The 22,451-nt window shown below is 65.0% G+C and carries 19 protein-coding genes; 8 read left to right on the top strand and 11 right to left on the bottom strand.

What is annotated here, in order from left to right; genetic code table 11:
* Positions 1-107: 107 nt before the first annotated feature.
* Positions 108-644, top strand: a complete 537-nt coding sequence (locus AC1AYN_RS01690) for a DNA-deoxyinosine glycosylase (RefSeq protein WP_476531684.1) — start codon at positions 108-110, stop codon at positions 642-644.
* Positions 645-684: 40 nt separating this feature from the next.
* Here the strand turns inward: AC1AYN_RS01690 and AC1AYN_RS01685 are convergent, their stop codons facing one another.
* From AC1AYN_RS01685 to AC1AYN_RS01670, 4 genes are all read right to left on the bottom strand, one after another.
* Complete coding sequence (locus AC1AYN_RS01685; protein ID WP_476531682.1) at positions 685-1,275, bottom strand: hypothetical protein; 591 nt, start codon at positions 1,273-1,275, stop codon at positions 685-687.
* Between the two features lie 40 nt (positions 1,276-1,315).
* Positions 1,316-2,722, bottom strand: coding sequence for a Na+/H+ antiporter NhaC family protein (locus AC1AYN_RS01680; RefSeq protein WP_476531680.1), 1,407 nt, complete (start codon positions 2,720-2,722; stop codon positions 1,316-1,318).
* A gap of 119 nt (positions 2,723-2,841) precedes the next feature.
* A complete protein-coding gene (locus AC1AYN_RS01675; RefSeq protein ID WP_101622064.1) occupies positions 2,842-3,060 on the bottom strand; it encodes a hypothetical protein in 219 nt (72 codons plus the stop codon).
* Positions 3,061-3,160: 100 nt separating this feature from the next.
* Complete coding sequence (locus AC1AYN_RS01670) at positions 3,161-4,780, bottom strand: Y-family DNA polymerase (RefSeq protein WP_101622121.1); 1,620 nt, start codon at positions 4,778-4,780, stop codon at positions 3,161-3,163.
* 171 nt (positions 4,781-4,951) lie between these two features.
* Here AC1AYN_RS01670 and AC1AYN_RS01665 point away from each other — a divergent pair, with 171 nt between their 5' ends.
* From AC1AYN_RS01665 to purD, 6 genes are all read left to right on the top strand, one after another.
* Entirely contained in the window at positions 4,952-5,647 is a 696-nt protein-coding gene (locus AC1AYN_RS01665) for a response regulator transcription factor (protein WP_165784850.1), read from the top strand.
* Positions 5,648-5,795: 148 nt separating this feature from the next.
* Positions 5,796-6,938, top strand: a complete 1,143-nt coding sequence (locus AC1AYN_RS01660; protein ID WP_476531678.1) for a histidine kinase — start codon at positions 5,796-5,798, stop codon at positions 6,936-6,938.
* A gap of 55 nt (positions 6,939-6,993) precedes the next feature.
* The gene (locus tag AC1AYN_RS01655) at positions 6,994-7,527 is read left to right on the top strand and encodes a hypothetical protein (protein WP_476531677.1); all 534 of its coding nucleotides are present in this window, start codon (positions 6,994-6,996) and stop codon (positions 7,525-7,527) included.
* A 204-nt stretch (positions 7,528-7,731) separates the two neighbouring features.
* Positions 7,732-9,255, top strand: coding sequence for an amidophosphoribosyltransferase (gene purF, locus AC1AYN_RS01650; RefSeq protein ID WP_101622061.1), 1,524 nt, complete (start codon positions 7,732-7,734; stop codon positions 9,253-9,255).
* 59 nt (positions 9,256-9,314) lie between these two features.
* Positions 9,315-10,352 carry a phosphoribosylformylglycinamidine cyclo-ligase gene (gene purM, locus AC1AYN_RS01645; RefSeq protein ID WP_476503220.1) on the top strand — a complete coding sequence of 346 codons (1,038 nt, stop codon included), beginning with the start codon at positions 9,315-9,317 and terminating at the stop codon, positions 10,350-10,352.
* A 59-nt stretch (positions 10,353-10,411) separates the two neighbouring features.
* Complete coding sequence (purD, locus tag AC1AYN_RS01640; protein WP_476531675.1) at positions 10,412-11,683, top strand: phosphoribosylamine--glycine ligase; 1,272 nt, start codon at positions 10,412-10,414, stop codon at positions 11,681-11,683.
* A 173-nt stretch (positions 11,684-11,856) separates the two neighbouring features.
* On the opposite strand, the gene AC1AYN_RS01635 is transcribed toward purD, so the two are convergent.
* The 7 genes from AC1AYN_RS01635 to AC1AYN_RS01605 form a co-directional block, all read right to left on the bottom strand.
* Entirely contained in the window at positions 11,857-13,398 is a 1,542-nt protein-coding gene (locus AC1AYN_RS01635; RefSeq protein ID WP_476531673.1) for an aldehyde dehydrogenase family protein, read from the bottom strand.
* A gap of 10 nt (positions 13,399-13,408) precedes the next feature.
* Positions 13,409-15,499 (bottom strand): sulfatase-like hydrolase/transferase, encoded by a 2,091-nt coding sequence (locus AC1AYN_RS01630; protein ID WP_476531672.1) that lies wholly within the window; start codon positions 15,497-15,499, stop codon positions 13,409-13,411.
* 185 nt (positions 15,500-15,684) lie between these two features.
* Positions 15,685-16,614 carry a metal ABC transporter solute-binding protein, Zn/Mn family gene (locus tag AC1AYN_RS01625; protein ID WP_476531670.1) on the bottom strand — a complete coding sequence of 310 codons (930 nt, stop codon included), beginning with the start codon at positions 16,612-16,614 and terminating at the stop codon, positions 15,685-15,687.
* A 235-nt stretch (positions 16,615-16,849) separates the two neighbouring features.
* Positions 16,850-17,260, bottom strand: coding sequence for a Fur family transcriptional regulator (locus AC1AYN_RS01620; RefSeq protein WP_476503215.1), 411 nt, complete (start codon positions 17,258-17,260; stop codon positions 16,850-16,852).
* Between the two features lie 9 nt (positions 17,261-17,269).
* Positions 17,270-18,499, bottom strand: coding sequence for a 5-(carboxyamino)imidazole ribonucleotide synthase (gene purK / locus AC1AYN_RS01615; protein WP_476531669.1), 1,230 nt, complete (start codon positions 18,497-18,499; stop codon positions 17,270-17,272).
* Entirely contained in the window at positions 18,483-18,980 is a 498-nt protein-coding gene (gene purE / locus AC1AYN_RS01610) for a 5-(carboxyamino)imidazole ribonucleotide mutase (protein ID WP_034526948.1), read from the bottom strand. The genes purK and purE overlap by 17 nt, the downstream gene beginning before the upstream one ends.
* A gap of 70 nt (positions 18,981-19,050) precedes the next feature.
* Positions 19,051-20,043, bottom strand: coding sequence for a zinc-binding dehydrogenase (locus AC1AYN_RS01605; protein ID WP_476532307.1), 993 nt, complete (start codon positions 20,041-20,043; stop codon positions 19,051-19,053).
* Between the two features lie 214 nt (positions 20,044-20,257).
* Between AC1AYN_RS01605 and AC1AYN_RS01600 the strand changes: the two genes are divergently transcribed.
* On the top strand, positions 20,258-22,414 hold the full coding sequence (locus AC1AYN_RS01600; RefSeq protein ID WP_476531667.1) for a 1-deoxy-D-xylulose-5-phosphate synthase: 2,157 nt from the start codon (positions 20,258-20,260) through the stop codon (positions 22,412-22,414).
* The last annotated feature ends 37 nt before the right edge of the window (positions 22,415-22,451 follow it).

Below are 22,451 nucleotides of genomic sequence, written 5' to 3'. Positions count from 1 at the left end.
CTGGGTTCCGGAGTCGTCAGGACTCCGGAACCCAGCCCCTTTCCGTATGTTCCGGTTCACGATTTGCCGGCTGTGCGGATCGTGAAGCGGTTTCTATGATGGGAGGCATGGTGCGTGTGGAGCATGGGTTCGGGCCGGTGTGGGATGATTTGTCGCGGATGTTGGTGTTGGGGTCGATGCCGAGTCCGAAGTCGCGGGAGGCGGCGTTCTACTACATGCATCCGCGCAACCGGTTCTGGCCGGTGCTTCAGGCGCTGTTCGCGGATCCCTTCGACCCCTCCGACCGTGTGGGCGACTCCCCCGCTTCGCGCCGCGCGTTCGCGTTGCGGCATCACGTGGCGTTGTGGGATGTGATCGCCTCATGCGACATCACGGGGGCGAGCGATTCCACCATCCGCAATGCGGTGCCGAACGACATCGTTCCGATCCTACGCGACGCGCCGATCGCGCATGTCTTCACGACGGGCGGCAAGGCGGCGCAGCTGTATCGGCGTCTCATCGCGCCGCTACTGGACGCGGCCGGCCTCGACGTGCCGATGACGCCGCTGCCGTCGACGAGTCCGGCGAACGCGTCGATGCGGCTGGACGACCTCGTCGCCGTCTATCGCGAGGCGTTCGCCGCGGCGGGGCTCATCGGCGGGTGATTCGTCATCGACGCGGCTCGCCGACCACGACGCCGGCGGCTCAGCCGATGAGCTTGGCCTTCACGTGGTTGACGCGCACGTAGAACTTGAGATCGAAGTTGATGCTTTTGGCCTTCGCGTCGTAGGTGAACACCTTGGTGGAGTCCTCGGAGCCGAATTCCGACTTGGCGACCTTCTTGCCTTGCGCGGACTTCGAATCGGCCTTGCTCGTCCACTTGCCGGTCTTCGCGATGGACTCCGAATCGATGGTGCCGTACCAGTACGGGTACTTGCCGAAGTCGTCGGACATGACGGCGGAGATCATACCGTCCTTGACGGTGACGGTGATCTTGCAGTCCTTCGTGCAGTCCTTGCCGAAATCAGAGAACTCGTAGGTGCCGGTGATGTCGACCGGAGTGGCGGATGCCGACGTCGAGGCATCGGAGGAATCGGAGGAATCCGTCTTGTCGGACTGTTTGGACTGTTCGGACTGTTCGGACTTCTTGGAGGAGCCCCCGTCGGTCTGCGAGCTGCTCGCGGAGCCGTTCGCCGATCCGTTCGCGGCGGAGGCGTTCGACGACCCGCATGCGCCCAGTCCGATGGCGAGCGCACCGCACAGCATCATGGTGGCCAACATCGTTCCCGTTCTCATGCCCATCGTCGATCGTCCTTTCGTGGAAATCCTCATCACGTCATACGGATGCCATGATAGCGTCATCATCCCGCAGCTCTCCGGACTCGCCGCATTCCGTGGGAACCGTCGCACGCCGATGCCTGCGTATGGCCGACGCCAGAAGCCGGGTGAGCGGCAGGAGATAGAGGAACGTCGCGGCGGCGATGCTCACGGTGGGCGCGCCTATCGTGGCCAACGGCACCGCGCCGGCGATCGACCAGGGTACCAGCGGCGCGATGACGACGGCGGAGTCCTCCAGGTCGACGGCAAACGCGCCGCGCGCCGCCTCGTCGTCACCATACAGTCCCGTGCAGAGCTGGTGGGTGAGCATGATCGTCAGGGTCTGGTTGCAGGAGAGCGCCGCGGCACCTGCCGCGACGGCCGTGGTCGCGCCGGTCGCGCCGATGCGGAAGCCCAACGCGTCGATGGCATGCCGCAATCGGGCGAGCATGCGGGTTTCGGCGAAGATGCCCGCGTAGGCGGAGGAGATGCATACGATCGCCGCCACGTTCACCATGGAGATCATGCCCCCACCGTCGAGCAACGCGCCGACATGTGGATCGACGGCATGGTATCCGGAAACGAGGAGTCGCAGCAGTTCCGGCCAGGTCATGCGCTGCACGCCGACGCATACCACCGCGGATACGGCGATGCTTGCCAGCATCGTCAGCCGCACGCCGACACGCAGCAACGCCATGACGACCACGAGGATCGCCGGCGTCACGGTGAGCCAATGCAGGTCGAACGCCTTCGCGAACAATCCGGCGATCGGGACGCCTCCGGAGACGGCCGACGACGTTCCGTCCCCGGACATGATGCCGGTCACGGCGGCCACCGCATAGACGATGCAGCTCGACGCGAACGGCACCGCTCCGGTACGCAGCATGCGCCCGAGGTTGGAGAACAGATTTGTGTGCGTGAGTTGCGCGACGAGCAACGCACTGGTGGAGACCGGGGAGAACCGATCCCCCACGTATACGCCGGCGAGCACCGCGCCGCCGAGCATCGCCGGATGGGTGCCCATCGACAAGCCCAATGACATGCAGATCGTACCCATGGTCGCGGCGCTGGCGAACGACGAGCCAATCAGCATCGACATCGCCGAGCAAAGAAGGAACGTCAGCGGCAGTACGGTCACGCCGTGGATCAGGGACGAGGCGTGGGCAACGATGAACGCGATGGTGCCGCTGGCCCGCCACAGGGAGGTCAGCATGCCGATCAGCGCGAACGTCACGAGAATCATTCCGGCGGCGCGGATGCTGCCGGCGGCACGGCGCGTCATCGCGGACAGCTTCCGGCCACGCGCCAACCCGTATCCGACGAACAGCACCACGCCGATCAGCAGCGCGGGGATGATCGACCAGCCTTGCGCGACGCTTACGAACAGCGTTGCGCAGAACGCGAGCATCACGACCGCCTCGGTCATTCCCGCGCCTCCTTTCCCGTCCGATCCGATGCCGACACAGAGTACACCGCGTCACCGTTCGCAGCCGAGCCACGGTCGGATGCTTGACCGCGACCGCATGAGCCGCACCCGTTCCATGGTCACGCGCCGAAGTCGCGGTCGAACTGGGAGTCGCGGGCGGCGACGGTCTCCTCGACGCGGCGCGCGGTCTCCTCGATGACCTGCTCGTAGCCGGTCAACGCGGCGAACGGCATGAACTGGGCCGCGCGTTTGTGCCGCGACATCGGCGGATGCCGTCGCGACACGTGGTGTGGCAGATCGATGATGTCGTCGTATCGGTGTGTCTCATGCAATGCCATGTCGCTCGGTCTCCTGTCGGTAAGGACGGGCTGCACCCGCATACGCAGGCTCGCCTGTCGGCTCGCACATCACCTACGGACAACCCACCGGGTTGTCCGCTTAACGGTGATGTCCTCCGATCTGGTTGTTGCGTTCGATGCCGGTGGCGCCGGGTTCCATGTTCATGGCCTTGACGACCGCGTTCTTCCCGAATCGGCGTTTGATCGCCAGCAGCGCGCGGTCCACCGCGTCGCGGTCGGTCCCGGCGTCGGATTCCCCGCCGGCATCGCCACAGGGCCGGACGGCATCGGATTCCCCGGCATCCCCGCCTGCCGCGGCATCCGCATCGAACAGGTCGGGCTGCTCATAGCGTTTGCCGGCGGCGAGCTCCCCGTCCGTGGCGAGATCGTCGGCGACGACGGTGAGCCGGCGCACCAGCAGCCTCGGGTCCACGATGCGTTCGAACAGCAGCGTCATCGCCTCGCGGATGCGCGCCGACGAGGACGTGAACTCCCCCAATCCGATCGAACCGGCCGACGGTTTGGGTACCTTGCGACCGTAATGGTCGACCGCCACCGGGCCGTGATAGGACTCGGCGGCGCGTCTCGCCAGACGTTTTGTCTCCGGCGCCTCGCAATCGTCCAGCAGGCCCGCGTCGAGGCTGCCGACGTCGTATCCGACGACGAGCGTGAGCCGGTTCGTGCGCACGCCTTTGCCGACGAGGTCCAACGCGAGCGCATCGGCCATCTCCTTGGCGATGAGCCGCGCGGTGCTCCAGTCGGCCGGTCCGGTGAGCACCTGGCCGATGCTGGTGCTGTGCGCGTCCGGCTCATACGACTTGATGTCGGCGATCGTGCACGGCTCCCACCCCCACGCGTGGTCGATGAGCAGTTCCGCGTTCACGCCGAACATGCGGTAGAGCAGATCCTCGTTGTAGTAGTCGGAGGCGCGCCCCACCGAGCACCGCGCGACGTCGCCCATCGTCATGAGCCCCGCCTTCTCGAGTTTGCGCGCGTACCCGCGCCCGACCCGCCAGAAGTCGGTGAGCGGGCGATGGTCCCACAGCAGGCGGCGGTACGACGCCTCGTCGAGTTCGGCGACGCGCACGCCGTCCGCATCCGCCGGCATATGCTTGGCGACGATGTCCATCGCGACCTTCGCGAGGTACAGGTTCGTGCCGATGCCGGCCGTCGCGGTGATGCCGGTCTCGCCCAGGATGTCGCGCACGATGGTCATGGCCATCTCGTGCGGGGTCATGCCGAGCGCGGCGAGATACGGCGTGGCGTCGATGAAGACCTCGTCGATCGAATACACGTGGATGTGCTCGGGGGCGGCGTATCTGAGGTAGATGCCGTAGATGCTCCCGCTGACGGCGAGGTATCTCGCCATCCGCGGCGGGGCGATGATCATCGACGCCTTGAGCCGCGGCGATCGTTCCAGATCGCGCGCGTCGCACGACTCCCCCATCAGCCGGCGGCCGGGGGCCGCGAGCGCGCGGTCGGCGTTCACGCGACGCAGCCGCTCCTTCGCCTCGAACAGGCGCGGACGGCCGGGCAGCCCGTACGCCTTGAGCGACGGCGACACGGCGAGGCAGATCGTCTTGTCGGTGCGTGTCTCGTCGGCCACGACGAGATTCGTCGTCAACGGGTCGAGGCCACGAGCATGACATTCGACGGACGCATAGAAGGATTTGAGGTCGATGGCGAGGTAGACGCGGCCCCGCCCGGAATCATCGGCCATCGGCATCACCGCCACCTCCCATCATCAAACAAACGTTCGAATATCCACAACTCAACACTGCCACGATACCATAAAATCAAACATCTGTTCGATTCGTGTTGCGAGGTCCATGTAAGTCAGATAACTACACGTCGACGCCCCTGTGCTTACCCGGCAGTTATCATAGGAGCCATGGCTCAGCCAAACCCAAACCGCACATTCCAACGTTCCGACGCTACGCCGATCCGCGTCGCGCTGGTAGACAATGACGCATGCGTGCTTCAGTGGATGAGAGCGGCGCTGGCCACACATATGGGCATCGATGTCATCTGGGCGGAGAAGGACTCGGACGTGGCCCTTCAAAAAACATTATTCGAAAAGAATGTCCCCCATGTACTGATAACGGACATCGTCCTTAACCTCATGTCGGGCGTACAACTGTGCGAAGCCATCCGAAGAAGAACTCCAGCCATTGGAATCATTGGCATCACCGCATATCCAATCGAACATTACGAAACCGAATTGGCGCACGCCGGAGCCCAAGGCATACTCGACAAAAGCAATAGCATCATCGCAAAACTATTGTCGGCGATTCCCATTGCCGCTCACGGCCTACCGATCGACCGCAACGGCCCCTTCATGGACGCAAAAACCGCGCATGATTTGGTTTGCTCAAACCCCAACCCGACAATCGGCCAACTGTCGGAAACGGAAATACAGATACTCCGTCTATGCAACGCACACTATTCATTACGGGAAATATCGGAAATCATTGGGATGAACCCCCACACCGTTTCCACCCATGTAACCCGGGCAATACGAAAATTGGGAGCCAAGAACCGTTATGAGGCACTGCGAATTTGTGCGAAATATCACTCGCTGGATTAACGACCTTGCAAATCATGCAATCGCAAAGACGCGTTGTATCAGACATCGTTGGATCACCCTTCTTGCGACAATCACATCCTGTCTTCTCATCAACGACGAAAGTCGTCTACTATCATTTGACTCAAATTCGGCGACACCCCAACTGATAATGACGATTCTGGCGATTGCCTCACTGGTGGGAATGTGCGTCCAACCCGCACTGGGAGCATGGGCCGTTATAGCATCCAGCGCCATTGCATACCTTCTCATGCCGACCCCGGTGATATTCGCCAGCACATTCTCGATTCCCCTATATATCTCGGTTGGCGTTCTGTCCTATACGGATATCATTCAAGGCATTATCGCGACCCCCATCGCCATCTCGATTGACATATCCGCAGCATACGCCTGTGGGAAAATATATTTCCTCTCCACCTCCAACATCATAACGCTCATCACGGTTTATATACTGGTATGCTTGCTGGGCTATTCCCTACGTTGGCGGGAACGAGCCTTACGCACCGAATGTCGCCTACAAAGCGCTCAACACCGATCAGCCACGGCCCATAAACTCCACGATTCGGTTGCCAATGATCTTTCATACGCCATGATGCATATCGACGCCATCCTTGCTTCGGATTCCGATGACGTGGACTATATGTCAGAAACGAAAGAACTGAAAACCATCCTTTTACGAGCCATAGCCAACACACGTGAGCTCATCGAATCCATGCACTCACCCTCCAACGGCAATATCCGCACTTTCGACAATCAACCTCCGAAAAGATTCAACGATATAGAATCCCAGCAAAAAGTGAAATACGATGACGGTATCGAAGTACCGTGGATTCGACATCTCAAGGCGTTAGTCAATACGAAACAGTCCCATCTTGAACAATTGCATATACGGGGCATTACCATACTCCCCGACTCATCGAATCATGAGATAAGCCCGCACAACGAACTACTGTTAACTGATTTTTTGAACGAAATATTCATCAACATCGCCAAATATGCAAATCCGGAATTCGGCTATGCAATCATCATAGCAACCGATGACAATGGTATTCAAATATCTCTAACAAATCACAGAAAGGACATAAAATCAAAGTATATGTCTACACACCTTGGGATGCAATATTATTGCGATGCTCTCTATAAGGCTGGAGGGCACTGCCGAATCGAGGAGAAGGATTCTTCAATCTGGCATCTCGTCGCATCCATACCCTATGGGGACGCCACTTTCACTGCACGCACCCTCTGTAGTGGAATTCATTACACACGCTGTTCTACGCACCGAAAACAGGATTGAATTGAATCGGGATTATCCGGACTGACGACCCATCCAACGGATGAAAGGAATAATCATGCACCAGCACATCAGACACATTATCATGGCCATCATCGGTGTAATCGCCTTGCTGATGGCACCCGCAGCCATGGCCGATGAACCCACACAGCCGAACGAACCAGAGTTCATCCAGGTCGGCCCCACTCTGGTTGAATCCTCGCTGAACATCCACACTGAACAGGAACTGACGGACTTTCTCCTGTCAAGCACACCAAAGGACGTATGGGAGGATGTCGATACGGGAACCATTACCAAGGTGGCTTTGCATCAAGACACCGGCACCCCCTACATTGATTATCAAAGCTACTGCGACACATTCACGCTGTGTCTGATGACTCCAAGCGGAGCCGATGTCGCGGGCTTCAAAAACGCCGGCATCCGAGCCGGTCGATGGGGCAATGTAGGACAATGGCGCACTCTGACGATTGGCGGAGGCCAGATTCGATATTCCCAGAACGGTCATTACGTGACCACGGCAAAAAGAGGCCCTTGGACATGGAATAAGTTGTCCGGGACCGTCGACGTGGTACGTGTCCAGATATGGGATTGACGGTTTCCTAAACTCGCCCCGGTATTCTGCGGGATACCGGGGCTTCTTCTTAACGGTAATGCTCTCAGCGCAAGTCATCGTCATCCGCAGTCATCCGCATCTCACGGACACGGCCACGACGCGCCGCCATGATGTAGCCGGCGATTGGTAGGGTGAACGGGTAGTGAACTCCATGTCTGACCACGTTTGAAAAGGAGCTTTGGCTTGTCGGCTGAACTCGAAGACATTCATGAGGAATGTGGCATCTTCGGCGTGTGGGGCCATCCCGACGCCGCACGACTCACCTATTTCGGACTGCACGCGCTGCAGCATCGCGGCCAAGAGGGCGCCGGCATCGTCGCGAACGACAACGGCCATCTCACCGGACACCGCGGCCTGGGCCTCCTGACCCAGGTCTTCGGCGACGAACGCGAGATCGAACGCCTCAAGGGCGACCGCGCGATCGGCCACGTCCGCTACGCGACCGCCGGCTCCGGCACGACGGACAACATCCAGCCGTTCATCTTCCGCTTCCACGACGGCGACGTGGCGCTGTGCCACAACGGCAACCTCACCAACTGCCCGTCCCTGCGCCGCAAGCTGGAGGACGAAGGCGCGATCTTCCACTCCAACTCGGACACCGAGGTGCTCATGCACCTCATCCGCCGCTCCATGCAGCGCACCTTCATGGACAAGCTCAAGGAGGCGCTCAACACCGTCCACGGCGGCTTCGCCTACCTGCTCATGACCGAGGACGCGATGATCGGCGCGCTCGACCCGAACGGCTTCCGCCCGCTCTCCCTCGGCAAGATGAAGAACGGCGCCTACGTGCTCGCCTCCGAGACCTGCGCGCTCGACGTGGTCGGCGCCGAACTCGTGCGCAACATCCGCCCGGGCGAGATCGTCGTCGTCAACGAGCACGGCTACCGCATCGTCCAGTACACGAACAACACGCAGCTCGCGATCTGCTCGATGGAGTTCATCTACTTCGCCCGCCCCGACTCCGACATCTACGGCGTGAACGTCCACTCCGCCCGCAAGCGCATGGGCGCGCGTCTCGCCGCCGAATCCGGCGTGGACGCCGACATGGTCATCGGCGTGCCGAACTCCTCGCTGTCCGCCGCGTCCGGTTACGCCGAGGCCGCGGGCCTGCCCAACGAGATGGGCCTGATCAAGAACCAGTACGTGGCCCGCACGTTCATCCAGCCGACGCAGGAGCTGCGCGAACAGGGCGTGCGCATGAAGCTCTCCGCCGTGCGCAGCGTCGTCAAGGGCAAGCGCGTCGTCGTCATCGACGATTCGATCGTGCGCGGCACCACGTCGAAGCGCATCGTGCAGCTGCTCAAGGAGGCCGGCGCGGCCGAAGTGCACATGCGCATCAGCTCGCCGCCGCTCAAGTACCCGTGCTTCTACGGCATCGACATCTCCACCACGCGCGAGCTGATCGCCGGCCACAAGTCGGTCGAGGAGATCCGCGAGTACATCGGCGCCGACTCGCTCGCCTTCCTGTCGCTCGACGGCCTGGTCGAATCGATCGGCCTCGGCGCGGACGCCCCGTACGGCGGCCTGTGCGTCGCCTACTTCAACGGCGACTACCCGACCGCGCTCGACGACTACGAGGAGGACTTCCTCAAGTCCCTCACCCCCGAGGACCGCGTGCGCCTGCCCGAATTCGCGCTATACAAGAGCAAATACATCGGCAACGAGTACACCGTGCAGCCCGAGGACCGTCCGCAGGACAACGCCTGACAAACGTCCGACAGTAAACAAGCCCCAACCCCATCAGCCCCAAGAAAGGCCCAACCCCAATGCCCAAAGCATATGAGAACGCCGGCGTGAGCGTCGAAGCCGGCTACGAAGTCGTCAAGCGCATCAAGTCGCACGTCGCCCGCACGAACCGCCCCGGCGTGGTCGGCGGCATCGGCGGCTTCGGCGGCCTGTTCGACCTCGCCTCCCTCGGCTACAAGGAGCCGGTGCTCATCTCCGGCACCGACGGCGTGGGCACCAAGCTCGTCGTCGCCAAGATGGTCGGCAAGCACGACACCATCGGCGTCGACTGCGTCGCCATGTGCGTCAACGACATCGCCGCCCAGGGCGCCGAACCGCTGTTCTTCCTCGACTACATCGCCTGCGGCAAGAACGATCCGGCCCTGCTCGAGCAGGTCGTCGCCGGTGTGGCCGACGGCTGCGTGCAGGCCGGGAGCGGCCTGATCGGCGGCGAGACCGCCGAGATGCCCGGCATGTACGACGAGGACGAGTACGATCTCGCCGGCTTCGCGGTCGGCGTGGCCGAGAAGTCGAAGATCGTCGACGGCTCCGGCATCGCCAAGGGCGACGTGCTCATCGGCCTGCCGTCCACCGGCATCCACTCCAACGGCTTCTCCCTCGTGCGCAAGGCCCTGTTCGAGCAGGCCGGCTACACCGTCGACACCGAGCTGGACGAGCTCGGCGGCGCGAAGCTCGGCGACGTGCTCCTCACCCCCACCAAGATCTACGTGAAGGCCCTCAAGCCCCTGTTCGAGGCGGGCGTCGTCAAGGGCGTCGCGCACATCACCGGCGGCGGCTTCATCGAGAACGTGCCGCGCATGATCCCCGACGGCCTCGCCGCCGAGATCAAGCTCGGCTCCTGGCCCGTGCTGCCGATCTTCGACGTGCTGGAGAAGGCCGGCGAAATCGACCACATGGAGATGTACAACATCTTCAACATGGGCATCGGCATGGTGCTCGCCGTCCCCGCCGAGCGCGCCGACGAGACCATCAAGCTGCTCGAGGCCAACGGCGAGGCCGGCTACCGCATCGGCGAGATCGTCGAGGACGCCGACGGCACGCAGATCGCGCTCAAGTAACATTCACGCTTCATGAAGCTCCCGCCAGCGGGGGCTTTGGATTGAAAGGACAACACGCAATGGGTCAGAAGGTTCTGGTCATCGGTTCCGGCGCGCGCGAGCACGCCATCGCCCACGCGCTCCAGCGCGGCGGCAGCGTCGAGGAGGTGACCGTCGCCCCCGGCAACCCCGGCATGGAGCTCGACGGCATCCGCACCTCCCACATCGACGAGTCGAACCACGCGGCGCTCATCGACTTCATGAAGGACAACGACTACGACTGGGCGTTCGTCGGCCCCGAAGTGCCGCTCATCGACGGTCTCGTCGACGACTTCGCCGCCGCCGGCCTCAAGGCGTTCGGCCCGAACAAGGCCGCCGCCCAGATCGAAGGCTCCAAGGACTTCGCCAAGCAGCTCATGGAACGCCACGGCATCCCCACCGCCAAGTACGCGACCTTCGACACGCTCGAACCGGCCGTCGCCTACGTGCGCGAGCACGGCGCGCCGATCGTCGTCAAGGCCGACGGACTGGCCGCCGGCAAGGGCGTCACCGTCGCCATGGACGTCGAGACCGCCATCGCCGCGCTCGACGACATCTTCATCGATCATCGTTTCGGCAACGCGGGCGCCAAGGTCGTCATCGAGGACTTCCTCGAAGGCCAGGAGTTCTCCCTGATGAGCTTCGTCAACGGCACCGAGTTCTGGCCGATGCCAATCTCCCAGGACCACAAGCGCGCCTACGACGGCGACAAGGGCCCGAACACGGGCGGCATGGGCGCCTACAGCCCCGTGCCGCAGATTCCGCAGACCGTCGTCGACGAAGCCATCGAGACGATCGTGCGCCCCACCGTGCAGGCCATGGCCGACGAGGGCACGCCGTTCACCGGCATCCTCTACGCTGGCCTCATCGCCACCGCCGACGGCCCCAAGGTCATCGAATTCAACGCCCGCTTCGGCGACCCCGAAACCGAAGTCGTCCTCCCGAAGCTCACCTCCGACCTGGCCGCCGGCATCAGCGCGATCCTCGACGGCGAGACCCCCGAGTTCACCTGGGACGACGACCGCGTCACCCTCGGCGTCGTCCTCGCCTCCGACGGCTACCCGACCAACGTCGTCAAGGGCGCGAAGATCCCCACCATCCCCGTCGACGAGGACTCCCACGTCTACTACGCCGGCGTCGCCAAGGACGAGAACGGCGAGCTCGTCGCCTCCTCCGGCCGCGTCCTCTTCGTCGAAACCTCCGCGCCCACCATCAAGGACGCGCAGGACAAGGTGTACGCGGTCATCGACGCGCTGCCCACCGAGGGCATGTTCTATCGTCACGACATCGGCTTCAAAGCCCTGAACGCGTGACGATGCGTGTGTTAGCGGCGTTGCGGAACATTCGACGTACCTTCGTACGCCTTCATGTTCCGCGCCTTGCTACCACACGCATCGTCCCACGTTCAGCCCGGATAGACGTATCTTCGTAAAAAACGCCGCTGAGTAGCGCTCAGCGGCGTTTTTTACGGAAAACAGCCAATCAATCAGCTCAATCGGCGCAGCGCGTCAATGACACCTCGCGTCATCGCGTCGAACGGCGGATAGACCAGACGCAGCGTGTCCGGATGCTGCGGCTTCACCGTCACCGTCTTGACGTGGCTGAACGTGTCGAACCCGGCCTTGCCATGGTAGGCGCCCATGCCGGACGCGCCCACGCCGCCGAACGGCAGGCGCGCGGACAGAAGATGCCCCAACGGCAGGCCGAACCCCAACGCGCCGGACGAAGTACGCCGCTCGAAGGCGAGCCGCGTCGCACGATCCCGTGAGAACACGTACGCGGCGAGCGGACGCGGACGGGCGTTCACGAACCGGATCGCCGCATCCGCGTCACGCACGACCAGGACCGGCAGAATCGGACCGAAGATCTCCTCGCGCATCACCGGCGCGTCCGGCGACGTGCCGAACAGCACGGTGGGCGCGACGTACCGCGCCTCACGGTCGACCACGCCGCCGCACACCACGCGTCCGGCCGCGTCCGGCGCGGGTCCGCCGCCGGACGAGCCGAGACGGCGGCCCACCATATCCGAAACGGCGCCGAACACGGACGCCACCTTGACCAGCGGCGACGTCGGACGCGCCGGACCTGCCGGAGCGGCGGCCGACGCGGCGGCCGCGGGCAACAGCCCGCGCAGCCGCTCGACGTGACGCACGTTGACGATGCGCCCATAGTCGGGCGAACGGCGCGGGTCGTCCCCGTAGAACTCGCGGATGGCGACGGCTATCCGCTCCGCCAGCGCCTCCGCCACGTCCGGCGTGGCGAGCACATAGTCGGGGGCCACACAGGTCTGTCCGGCGTTCGTGAACCGCCCCCACGCGATGCGCCGCGCCGTCACGGCGAGATCGGCCGTGCCGTCGACGAAGACCGGCGATTTGCCGCCGAGTTCCAACGTGACCGGCGTCAGGTGCTCAGCCGCGGCCCGCATGACGATCCGGCCGACGCGTTCGCCGCCCGTGTAGAACACGTGGTCGAACGGATGCGCGAGCAATGCGCCGGTCTCCCCCGCCCCGCCTTCGACCACGGCGACCGCGTCCGGGTCGAGGTAGCGTGGGATCAGGCGCGCGAGCAGCGCCGACGCGCGCGGCGCGAGTTCGGACGGTTTGACGCAGACCGCATTGCCGGCGGCGAGCGCGTCGGCCAACGGTCCGAGCGTGAGCAGCACCGGATAGTTCCATGGCGCGATGACGAGCACGACGCCTTTCGGTTCGGCGACGGTCCAGCCGGCCGCGGGCTGCAACGCCAACGGCATCACGACCGGTCTGCGGCGCGTCCATACGCCGATCCGGTCGCGTACGAACCGGGCTTCGGCGGCGACGAGATCGAGTTCGGTGAGCATCGTCTCGGCCGCCGGCTTGCCGAGGTCGGCGCGGACCGCTTCGGCGAAATCGTCGCGATGCTCGCGCAGCATGCGGCGCAGCGCGTCGAGCTGCGCGCGCCGCCATGCGTGCGGGCGTGTGCGGCCGGAATCGTAGGAGGCTGTGAGCCGTGCGAACGTCGCGTCGATGGCGTTGTCGATGTCATCGGTCATGGAGGCCTCCTTACGGCAGCGTGAGGAAATCCGTGTCCTTGAGATAGTTGTGGCCGTCGGTGATGTCGTACTGGATGAGCTTGTAGTCCTCCAGCAACTGTTTCGTCTCCTCGTCGAAGTCGCTTGCGGCCATCGGCTTGCCTGCGTTGTCGAGGTAGATCGCCTGGCCTTCGGGGATACGGTCCCAGCCTTGGATCTTGTTGACGACCGGCGGCTCCATGGCGGAGACGTGCTGGTGCATGAGCGTGAGGAACGCGAGGTACGGCGACACCTTGGCGTCCATGTGTTCGGCGGCCTGCGCGACGAAGAAGTTCGGCGACGAGTAGTCGGCGTTGTCGATCTTCACGCCCTGCGTGCTGGAGGCCTTGTTCGACCAGATGAAGTAGTCGGTCAGGTGGAGGGCGAGCGAGTTGTCGTCGTCCTCGCTGGCGGACGAGTAGATGCCGGGCAGATGGTCGCCGTAGAAGACCACGGTGACCGGCTTGTCGATCGCGTCGAGCTGGTCGAGGAAGTCGGCGGTCGCCTCGTCGGTGATCGCCTGGCCCTTCTGGTAGGTCTCGATGGATTCCTGCTCGTCCTTGCCGAGCGGCGTGCCGGTGTTGGATTCGGCGGTGAAGTCGTTGTCCTTGTACCACTCGTGGTAGGGCATGTGGTTCTGCATGGTGATGACCTGCAGGAACTGGTTGGACTTGGTCTTCCTCACCTCCTCCAGCGTGCTCTGGTACGTGGCGGCGTCGGAGACGTAGGGACTGTCGTCGATCCGGTCCTGGTGGGAGATGACGTCCGGGCCGGTGAGCGTGTAGAAGTGGGAGAAGCCGAACTTCTTGTAGTTGGTGGCGCGCGAGTACATGGAGGATTCGTACGGATGCAGGCCGATCGAGTTCTTCGGCGCGCCCCACATCTGGTTGATCGTGGGCGTCCAGTGCTCGCCGGGGACGAGCTGCTGGTAGGGGCTCGTCAGCGACGAGTCGAAGTTCGCCATCGACAGGCCGGTGAGCCCCATGTATTCGAGGTTCGCGGTGCCGCCGCCGTAGCCGGAGGAGAGCATGAGGCCGGAGGTGGTGTTCTCCTTGATCGAGCGGATGTTCGGCATCGAATCCTTGTTGACCTTGAGTCCGGGCACGCGCGACGTGTCGGAGAAGGATTCGGACAGCACGTAGATGACGGTCGAGTCGGTGAGGTTGTTGCCACGCGTGGCGTTGATCTTCGCGGCGGCCTTCCGGTAGCGTTGGGCGACCTGCTGCATCGTCTCCTCGGAGTATTCGGACGGCTTGTCCATCACCTTGGGGTTGACCTGGCGCATGAACGCGACGAGCGGGCCGTTGCGCTGCGCGTCGTACACGGAATCCCACATGGACGGCTTGTCGCCCATCACGGTGGCGAGGTTCTTCGCCCAGCTGCCGACGGTGCTCACCTGCATCGCGTACAGGCCGAAGAACAGGCCGGGCACGAGCACGAGCAGCAGACGCGCGACGGCGTCCGCCGACCTGGCCTGACGTCCGGAGCCGCGGAACAGCCTGCCGTGGCGCGCGTCGATGTGGTTGAGCGCGACGAACACGGCGGCGAACACGGCGAACACGGCGATGGCGGCGAGGATCACCCAGTGCGCGCCGGCGGGCATGAAGCCCATGAGATTGCCGGCGTCCGCCTTGAGGAAGTTCAGGTCGGAGGGCAGCACGGCCTCGTAACGGATCGAGATTTTGAAATGCTCGATGACGGCGACGACAATCGCTGCGGCCACCAGCACCGGCGTGGCGATCCAGAACCGGTTGAAAATCATGAGCAGCGCGAGGTAGAGCACGCCGACGAGCAGGATGTTGAGCAGGAACACGAAGTTGGGCTCCCGGGCGTTGAACATCTTGCCGACGAAGTCCCAGCCGACCTCCGGGCTGGACAGGGTCACGCGCGAGGAGGCGCCGAGGCTGACGCCGACCTCGAGGATCGCGACGGCGGCGATGTCGAAGACGAGGAACAGCACGGCGTACAGCCAGCCGGGGAACGGCCGAGGCTCGGGCAGCCCGCGACGCGGCCGTCGGCCCGTCCCGCTGGTCGCGTCCCGCGCGGCGTCGTGTCCGGTCTTGGCATGCGATTCCTGATTCATACTGCTTGACTCACCCATACGCTCGGTTCCGTGTGACATACAACCGTTCATTGTCGCCGTCGAACCTTGGAAAGACCAGAGCCGCGACGGTTTCCTCACGTTTTCCAACCATTCACCTTATCGCAAAGGGTGCCTCGGATTTGATCCGCGGCACCCTTCGTTCCCCTCCTGCGTGGATTGCGCCGTTACTTCGCGGCGGAGGCGAAATCGCCGACGAGCGCGCCCATCCAGTCGAGCAGGTCGTCGTACTGCGACGGCATCTGTTCGGTGAGCTCGACGGTCGGCACGTTACCCTCCTTGGCGGCGGAGACGATCTGCTTGGTGGTGGAGTTCTCCTCCTGCGTGTTGAGGACGAGCAGGTCGATGCCGCCGCTCGTCAGGGCCTTGCGGAACTCGGTGATGTCGCCGGGGGTCGGCTCGCTCTCGTTGGCGGAGGCCTGCTTGTAGCCCTTCGGCGTGGCGTCGGTCATGCCGAGGTCGTCGGCGAGGTACCAGGCGACGGATTCGGTGGCGGCGTACGGCAGCCCCTTGGTCTTGGCGGAGGTCTCCTCGATCTTCGATTCGAGCCGGTCCTCCTTGGCATGCCAGTCCTTGTTGAGCTTGGCGTAGTCGTCCTTATGGGCCGGGTCGGCCTGCTGGTAGGCCTTGGTGATCGCATCGGCGGCGGCGGAGCGCACCTTGGCGGAGAACCACACGTGCGGGTTGCCGCCCTGCTTGACGCCACTCGCTTCGGCGGCGTCGACGAGCGTGGCCTTGGTGGATGCGACGGCCTTGGTCGCCCACGCGTCGTAGTCGGCGCCGTTGACGACGGCGACCTTCGCCGAACCGATCTTCGCGACGTCTTGCGCGGTGGGCTCGTAGTCGTGCGCCTCCACGTTGGTCTTCGTCATGATCGCGGTGACGTCGACGTGGTCGCCGCCGAGGTCGCGGGCGACGGAGCCCCACTGGTTGATGGACGCGACGACCTCGATCTTGCCATTGGACGACGAGGCCCCGGAAGCGGAGTCGCCGTTGGACGACGAACCGCAGGCGGCGAGCGAGCCGAGCGCCACGATCGCGGTGACGGCGGCCAGTCCGCGCATGGCGGCGTTCCTGATGGTGGTCGGAATGGACATGATGGATGCTTCCTCTCTACGCGGCCGACGTCCGGCCGCTCCATATGACGCATCACACCATAACACATATTGAGAACTATTATCATTAGCATTACAGCGGCGTGTCGCATGCGGGAACGGATTGCGAGACGACACGCGAGCATACGAAAAGGGCCGTTCCCGTCGGCATCATGATTCGATGCTGACGGGAACGGCCCTTCCCTCCACAGGACGGCGACGCGCCCTTCCGTAACGCTCAGACGGCCGTCTTCTCCCGCTTCTCCCGGCATTCCGGGCACAGCCCGAAGACCTCGAGCGTGTGGCTTTCGACGGTGAACCCGTGTCTGGCGGCCACGCCGCGCAACCACGCCTCGTCCGGCGGCTCGATCTCGACCGTGCGGCCGCAGCGCTTGCACACCAGATGATGGTGGTGCGCGTCGTCGCCGCACAGGCGGAACAACTGCTGGCCGTCCAGGCGGATCGTGTCGGCCGCGCCCGAGTCGGCGAGCGCGTTCAGCTGCCGGTACACGGTGGCCAGTCCGATGCGCGAGCCCTCGTCCTGCATGCGCCGATGCAGGTCCTGCGCAGAGATGAACTCGTCACAGCCGGCGAGCGCCGCGTGGATCGCATCCTTCTGCTTGGTCTGTCGTTCAATGTGTTCGACCATGGACGCGGCTCACGCCTTCGCTTCGGCGGAACCGGCGGGCGGCACGGGGCGCACGAACGGCCGCGCGTACGGCTTGAGGTCGTCCCAGCAACCGGTCGCCTCGAGCTCGTCCACGGTGCGCGCGGTGTCGTCGGTGAGCACGGTGATGTGGCCCATCTTGCGGTTGTGGCGCAGCTGCGCCTTGCCGTAGTCGTGCACGTTCCATTCAGGGTGCGTGGCGATCTGCGCGCGCGTGGGCAGCACGTGCTGGCCGAGCACGTTGACCATGACGGCGGGGCTCAGCAGCTTCGGCTGGACGAGCGGCCAGCCGGCGATGCCGCGGATGTGCGCGTCGAACTGGTCGATGGAGCACGCCTCGATCGTGTAGTGGCCGGAGTTGTGCGGGCGCGGCGCGAGCTCGTTGACGATCACGCGGTCGTCCTTGGTGACGAACAGCTCGATGGCGAGCGTGCCGGCCAGCTCGAAGCCCTTGGCGAGCGCGATCGCCATCTCGTGCGCGGTCCGCGCGATCGAGGGGTCGACCTCGGCGGGGGCGATCGTCATGTGGAGGATGTTGTTGCGGTGGTCGTTGCGCACGATCGGGAACGTCACGTAGTCCTTGCCGTTGCCGGACACGAGGATGGACGCCTCGAACGCGAAGTCGACGAAACCTTCGAGGATGGACGGGGGGAAGCCGCCGCCGCGGTCGCCGCGGGCGCGGATCTTCTCCAGGTCCATGTCGTTCCTCAGCACATGCTGGCCGTGGCCGTCATAGCCGCCGGAACGGGTCTTCAACACGCACGGGTAATGCAGGTCGTCGATGGCGGCCTCGAGCTCGTCGAAGTCGTTGACCTCGCGCCACGGGGCGGTCTCGATGCCGTGCTTGTTGATGAACGTCTTCTCGTTGATGCGGTCCTGGGTGACGCGCAGCAGGTCGGTGCCCTGCGGGGCGGCGACCAGGTGGCGCACCTCGTCGATCGAATCGGCGTCCACGTTCTCGAACTCGTAGGTGAGCACGTCGGACTTCTCCGCCAGATCATGGATGGCGGTCTTGTCGTCGTACTCGCCGACGACCTGGAAGTCGGCGACCTGCGCGGTCGGGCAGTCGGGGGTCGGGTCGAGCACGCCGATGCGGAAGCCCATGTACTTGGCGCTCAGGGCCATCATGCGGCCGAGCTGGCCGCCGCCGATGATGCCGATGGTCGCGCCCGGCTGCAGCATCTGCGTGGCGCCGTGGGTTTCCTCAAACAAGCTGGGCATTGGATTCCGCCACCTTCTCCTTCAACGACTCACGGTAGGCCTGGAGCTTGTCGGCCAGGTCGGGCTCGAACGCGGAGAGCATCTGCACGGCGAGCAGGCCGGCGTTGGTGGCGCCGGAGTTGCCGACGGCGGTGGTGGCGACGGGGATGCCGCCGGGCATCTGCACGATGGAGAGCAGCGAATCCCAGCCGGACAGGGCGTGGGAGCGCACGGGCACGCCGATGACGGGCAGCGTGGTCTGCGCGGCGATCATGCCGGGCAGGTGGGCGGCGCCGCCGGCGCCGGCGATGATGACCTTGAGTCCGTTGGCGCGCGCGTTGTGCGCGAAGTCGGCCATGAGCTCCGGGGTGCGGTGGGCCGAGATCACCTGCTTGTGATAGGCCACGCCGAACTGGTCGAGGATGTCGCAGGCGCGCTTCATGGTCTCCCAGTCGCTGGACGATCCCATGACGACCGCCACTTCGGGCTTGCTGTCCGTCATTATCATTACCTCCACGTTATTGAGAATGTGGTTTCACTGTACTCCCCCGCCACCCCGGAAACATGGAGGCTCACACGGTGATGGCGACCTTGCCGAACACATCGCCGCCGATCAGACGGCGGAACGCGTCCGGCGCAGCGTCGAGTCCGGCGAACGTCGAGTCGATCACGGGATGGATGCCGGCGTGCTCGACGAAGCGCAGCAGGCGCGCGAAGTCGTCGCGCGAGCCCATCGTGTTGCCCTGCACGCGGATGTCCTGGAAGAAGACGCGCGTGAGCTCCGCGCCCGGCTGGTCGCCGGTGGTCGCGCCGCACACGGCGATCGTGCCGCCGGGGCGCACGGACTTGACGGAATGGGACCATGTGGCCGCGCCCACCGATTCGATGACGGCGTCGACCTTGCGCGGCAGGCGCGCGCCCGCCTCGAACGCGGCGTCCGCGCCGAACGCCAGCGCGCGTTCGCGCTTGGCCTCGGAACGCGACGTGACGAACACCTCCAGCCCGGCCGCGTGGGCGAGCTGGATCGCCGCGGTGGACACGCCGCCGCCCGCGCCCTGCACGAGGATCGCGTCGCCGGGCTTGACGTTCGCGGACGTGAACACGAGCGAGTAGGCGGTGAGCCAGCTGGTGCCGAGCGCCGCCGCCTCGGCGAGGCTCAGGTTCGCCGGCTTCGCGAACACGTTCGCGGCCGGCACCTGCGTCTTCTCGGCCATCGTGCCCGGGTACTTCTCGGACAGGATCGTGCGGCGCTCCCCCGGCGCGACGCCGGCGCCGTCGGTGCCGACGAACGTGTAGAGCACGACCTCGCTTCCCGCCTTGAGCCCGCCGCGGCCCGGCACGTCGTCGTCGAGGATCCCGGCCGCGTCGGTGCCGAGGATCATCGGCGTCTGTTCGGCGCGCAGTCCCACGCCGCGAAGACTCCACACGTCATGGTGGTTGACGGTCACGGCCTTCACGGACACGGTGGACCAGAACGGTTTCGGCTCCGGTCCGGGAAGCTCGCCCACGGCGAGCGCGGCGAGTGGATCGGCATTGTCGACGCGGGAAGCGTATACGGCCTTCATCGGCGTTCCTTTCGTCATGCGGCGTTCCGCGACGCCGCGCGCGGAGCGGCGTCGTTCCGCCATCATTGTCGCACGGACACGCGCCGATTCGCGGATGACACCGGGCGATTTACGGAGATGTTGGGAGTATCGCCGCGTGGCGTATGACCGCTGGCGGCGGGAGCGTCTAGGCTTGCGGTCGGCAGAGGATACCATCGGGAGGAGCGAGACGCATATGACGAACGGCATTCTGGAACGGATTTCGGGCCCCGCCGACGTCAAAACGCTCTCCCGCGCCGAACTGCACGGACTGTGCCGCGAGATCCGGTCCACGCTGCTCGCCTACGGCCACGCGCACGGCGGCCACATCGGATCGAACCTCGGCATGGTGGAGGCGACGGTCGCGCTGCACCGCGTGTTCGACTCGCCGCACGACCGCATCGTGTTCGACGTGTCGCACCAGAGCTACGTGCACAAGATGCTCACCGGCCGCGCCGCCGCATATCTCGATCCGGCGCGCTTCGACGAGGTGACCGGCTTCACGAACCCCGCGGAGAGCGAGCACGACCAGTTCACGCTCGGCCACACGGGCACGTCGATCTCGCTCGCCTGCGGTCTCGCGAAGACGCGCGACATGGCGCTCGCCGCCTCCGATGGCGCCGACGACGCGGGCATCGGCGCCGTGGTCGCGGTGATCGGCGACGGCTCCCTGAGCTCGGGCATCGCGTTCGAGGGATTGAACAACGCGGCCGAGCAGGGCGGCAACCTCATCATCGTGCTGAACGACAACGAGATGTCGATCGCCGGCGACTTCGGCGGCATGTACGGCCCTCTGGCGCGGCTGCGCGAGTCGAACGGCGCCGCGCAGCCGAACCTGTTCGAGGCGTTCGGCCTCGGCTATCGGTATGTGGCGCGCGGCAACGACGTCGACGCGCTCATCGAGGCGTTCGAGGCGGTCAAGGGCACCGACCGTCCGGTCGTCGTGCACATCCATACGCTGAAGGGCGCCGGTTTCACGGGCGGCGACGTCGCGGCCGTGGGCGCGGACGGCCCGGGTACGACCACGGCCGACGCCGTCGACGCGAACGACACCGGCGTCAACGCGACCGGCAACGTCGCGCACGCCGAGCCGTGGCGCTCCGACCACTGCGACCTGCCGGACGCCGCACCGCACGAGGGCCAATGCGAGGCGTCGCACTGGCAGACGCCGGACAAGGCGCTGGGACGCCCCGACGACCCACGCAAGCATTACGGCAAACTCGCGATGGCCGCGCTGGAACGCCGCTTCCCCGACGAGCCGGGACTCGTCGTGATCTCGCCGGCGACGCCCGGCTCGAACGGCATCACGCACGAGTTCCGCGAGCGCGCGGGCGCGCATTACGTGGACACGGGCATCACCGAGGCGCATGCGGTCACGTTCGCGGCCGGCATCGCGAAGGCGGGCGGCACGCCGGTGGTGGCGACGACCGCGTCGTTCTTCCAGCGCGCCTACGACCAGTTCTTCCAGGAGATGAGCCTCAACCGTTCGCGAGTGACGGTCCTCGACTTCCTCGGCGGCCTGTCCGGTTCGGACAACACACATTCCGGCGCGTACGACGTCGCGATGTTCGCGAACATCCCGGGAGTCACGATGCTTGTCCCCACCTCGACGCGCGACTATCTCGACGATCTCGCGTGGGCGACGTCGCCGGCGGGCGCGGCCGATGCGCCGGACGGTCCGGTGGTGATCCGCGTGCCCGGTCAGGCGATCCTCGACCGCGAACGCGCGCTGGGACGCGAGTCGTCGCCCGAGGCGGTGCTGCGCGGGGAGTTCGATTACGGCGGACACCCCCTCAGCCGTCCTGCGGACGGCAGCTCCCCCTCCAGGGGGCGCGGGGACGCGAAGGCGGCGGACATGCTCGCGTACCGCGTGGATCATGCGGGTGCCGATGTGGCGGTGATCGCGCTCGGCAACACGCATCCGCTGGGCGAGCGGGTCGTCGAGGCGCTGTCCGCGCCGACGACGGACACCGATGACGCGACCGGCGAGACCGGCGCGACGGGCGCGGATACCGGCCGCTCCCCCATCGACGCGACCCTCATCGACCCGCGGCAGTGCACGACGCTCGACGTCGCCGCGCTCGAGGCGCTGCGCGACGGGCATCGTCTCGTCGTCACGCTGGAGGACGGACAGCTGGAAGGCGGCTGGGGCGAGAAGGTGACCGCGTACTACGCGAACCACGGAGCCGCCGGCGCGGGCACCGGTGCTGGAACCGGTGCCGGCATGCGCGTGCTCAACTTCGGCGCGGCGAAGGAGTTCACCGACCGCGTGCCGCTGACGGAACTCAACGAGCGCTACGGGCTCACCGTGGAGACGATCACGCGCCGCATCCGCGAGACGCTCGGCCGCTGACCGGCGGCCTCCCGGTCGGCCGGCGGCCTCGCCACGA

Source organism: Bifidobacterium sp. LH_413 (genome assembly GCF_056357015.1).
The sequence above is the reverse complement of the archived record's forward strand: the minus strand, read 5'-3'. Positions and strand labels throughout refer to the sequence as shown.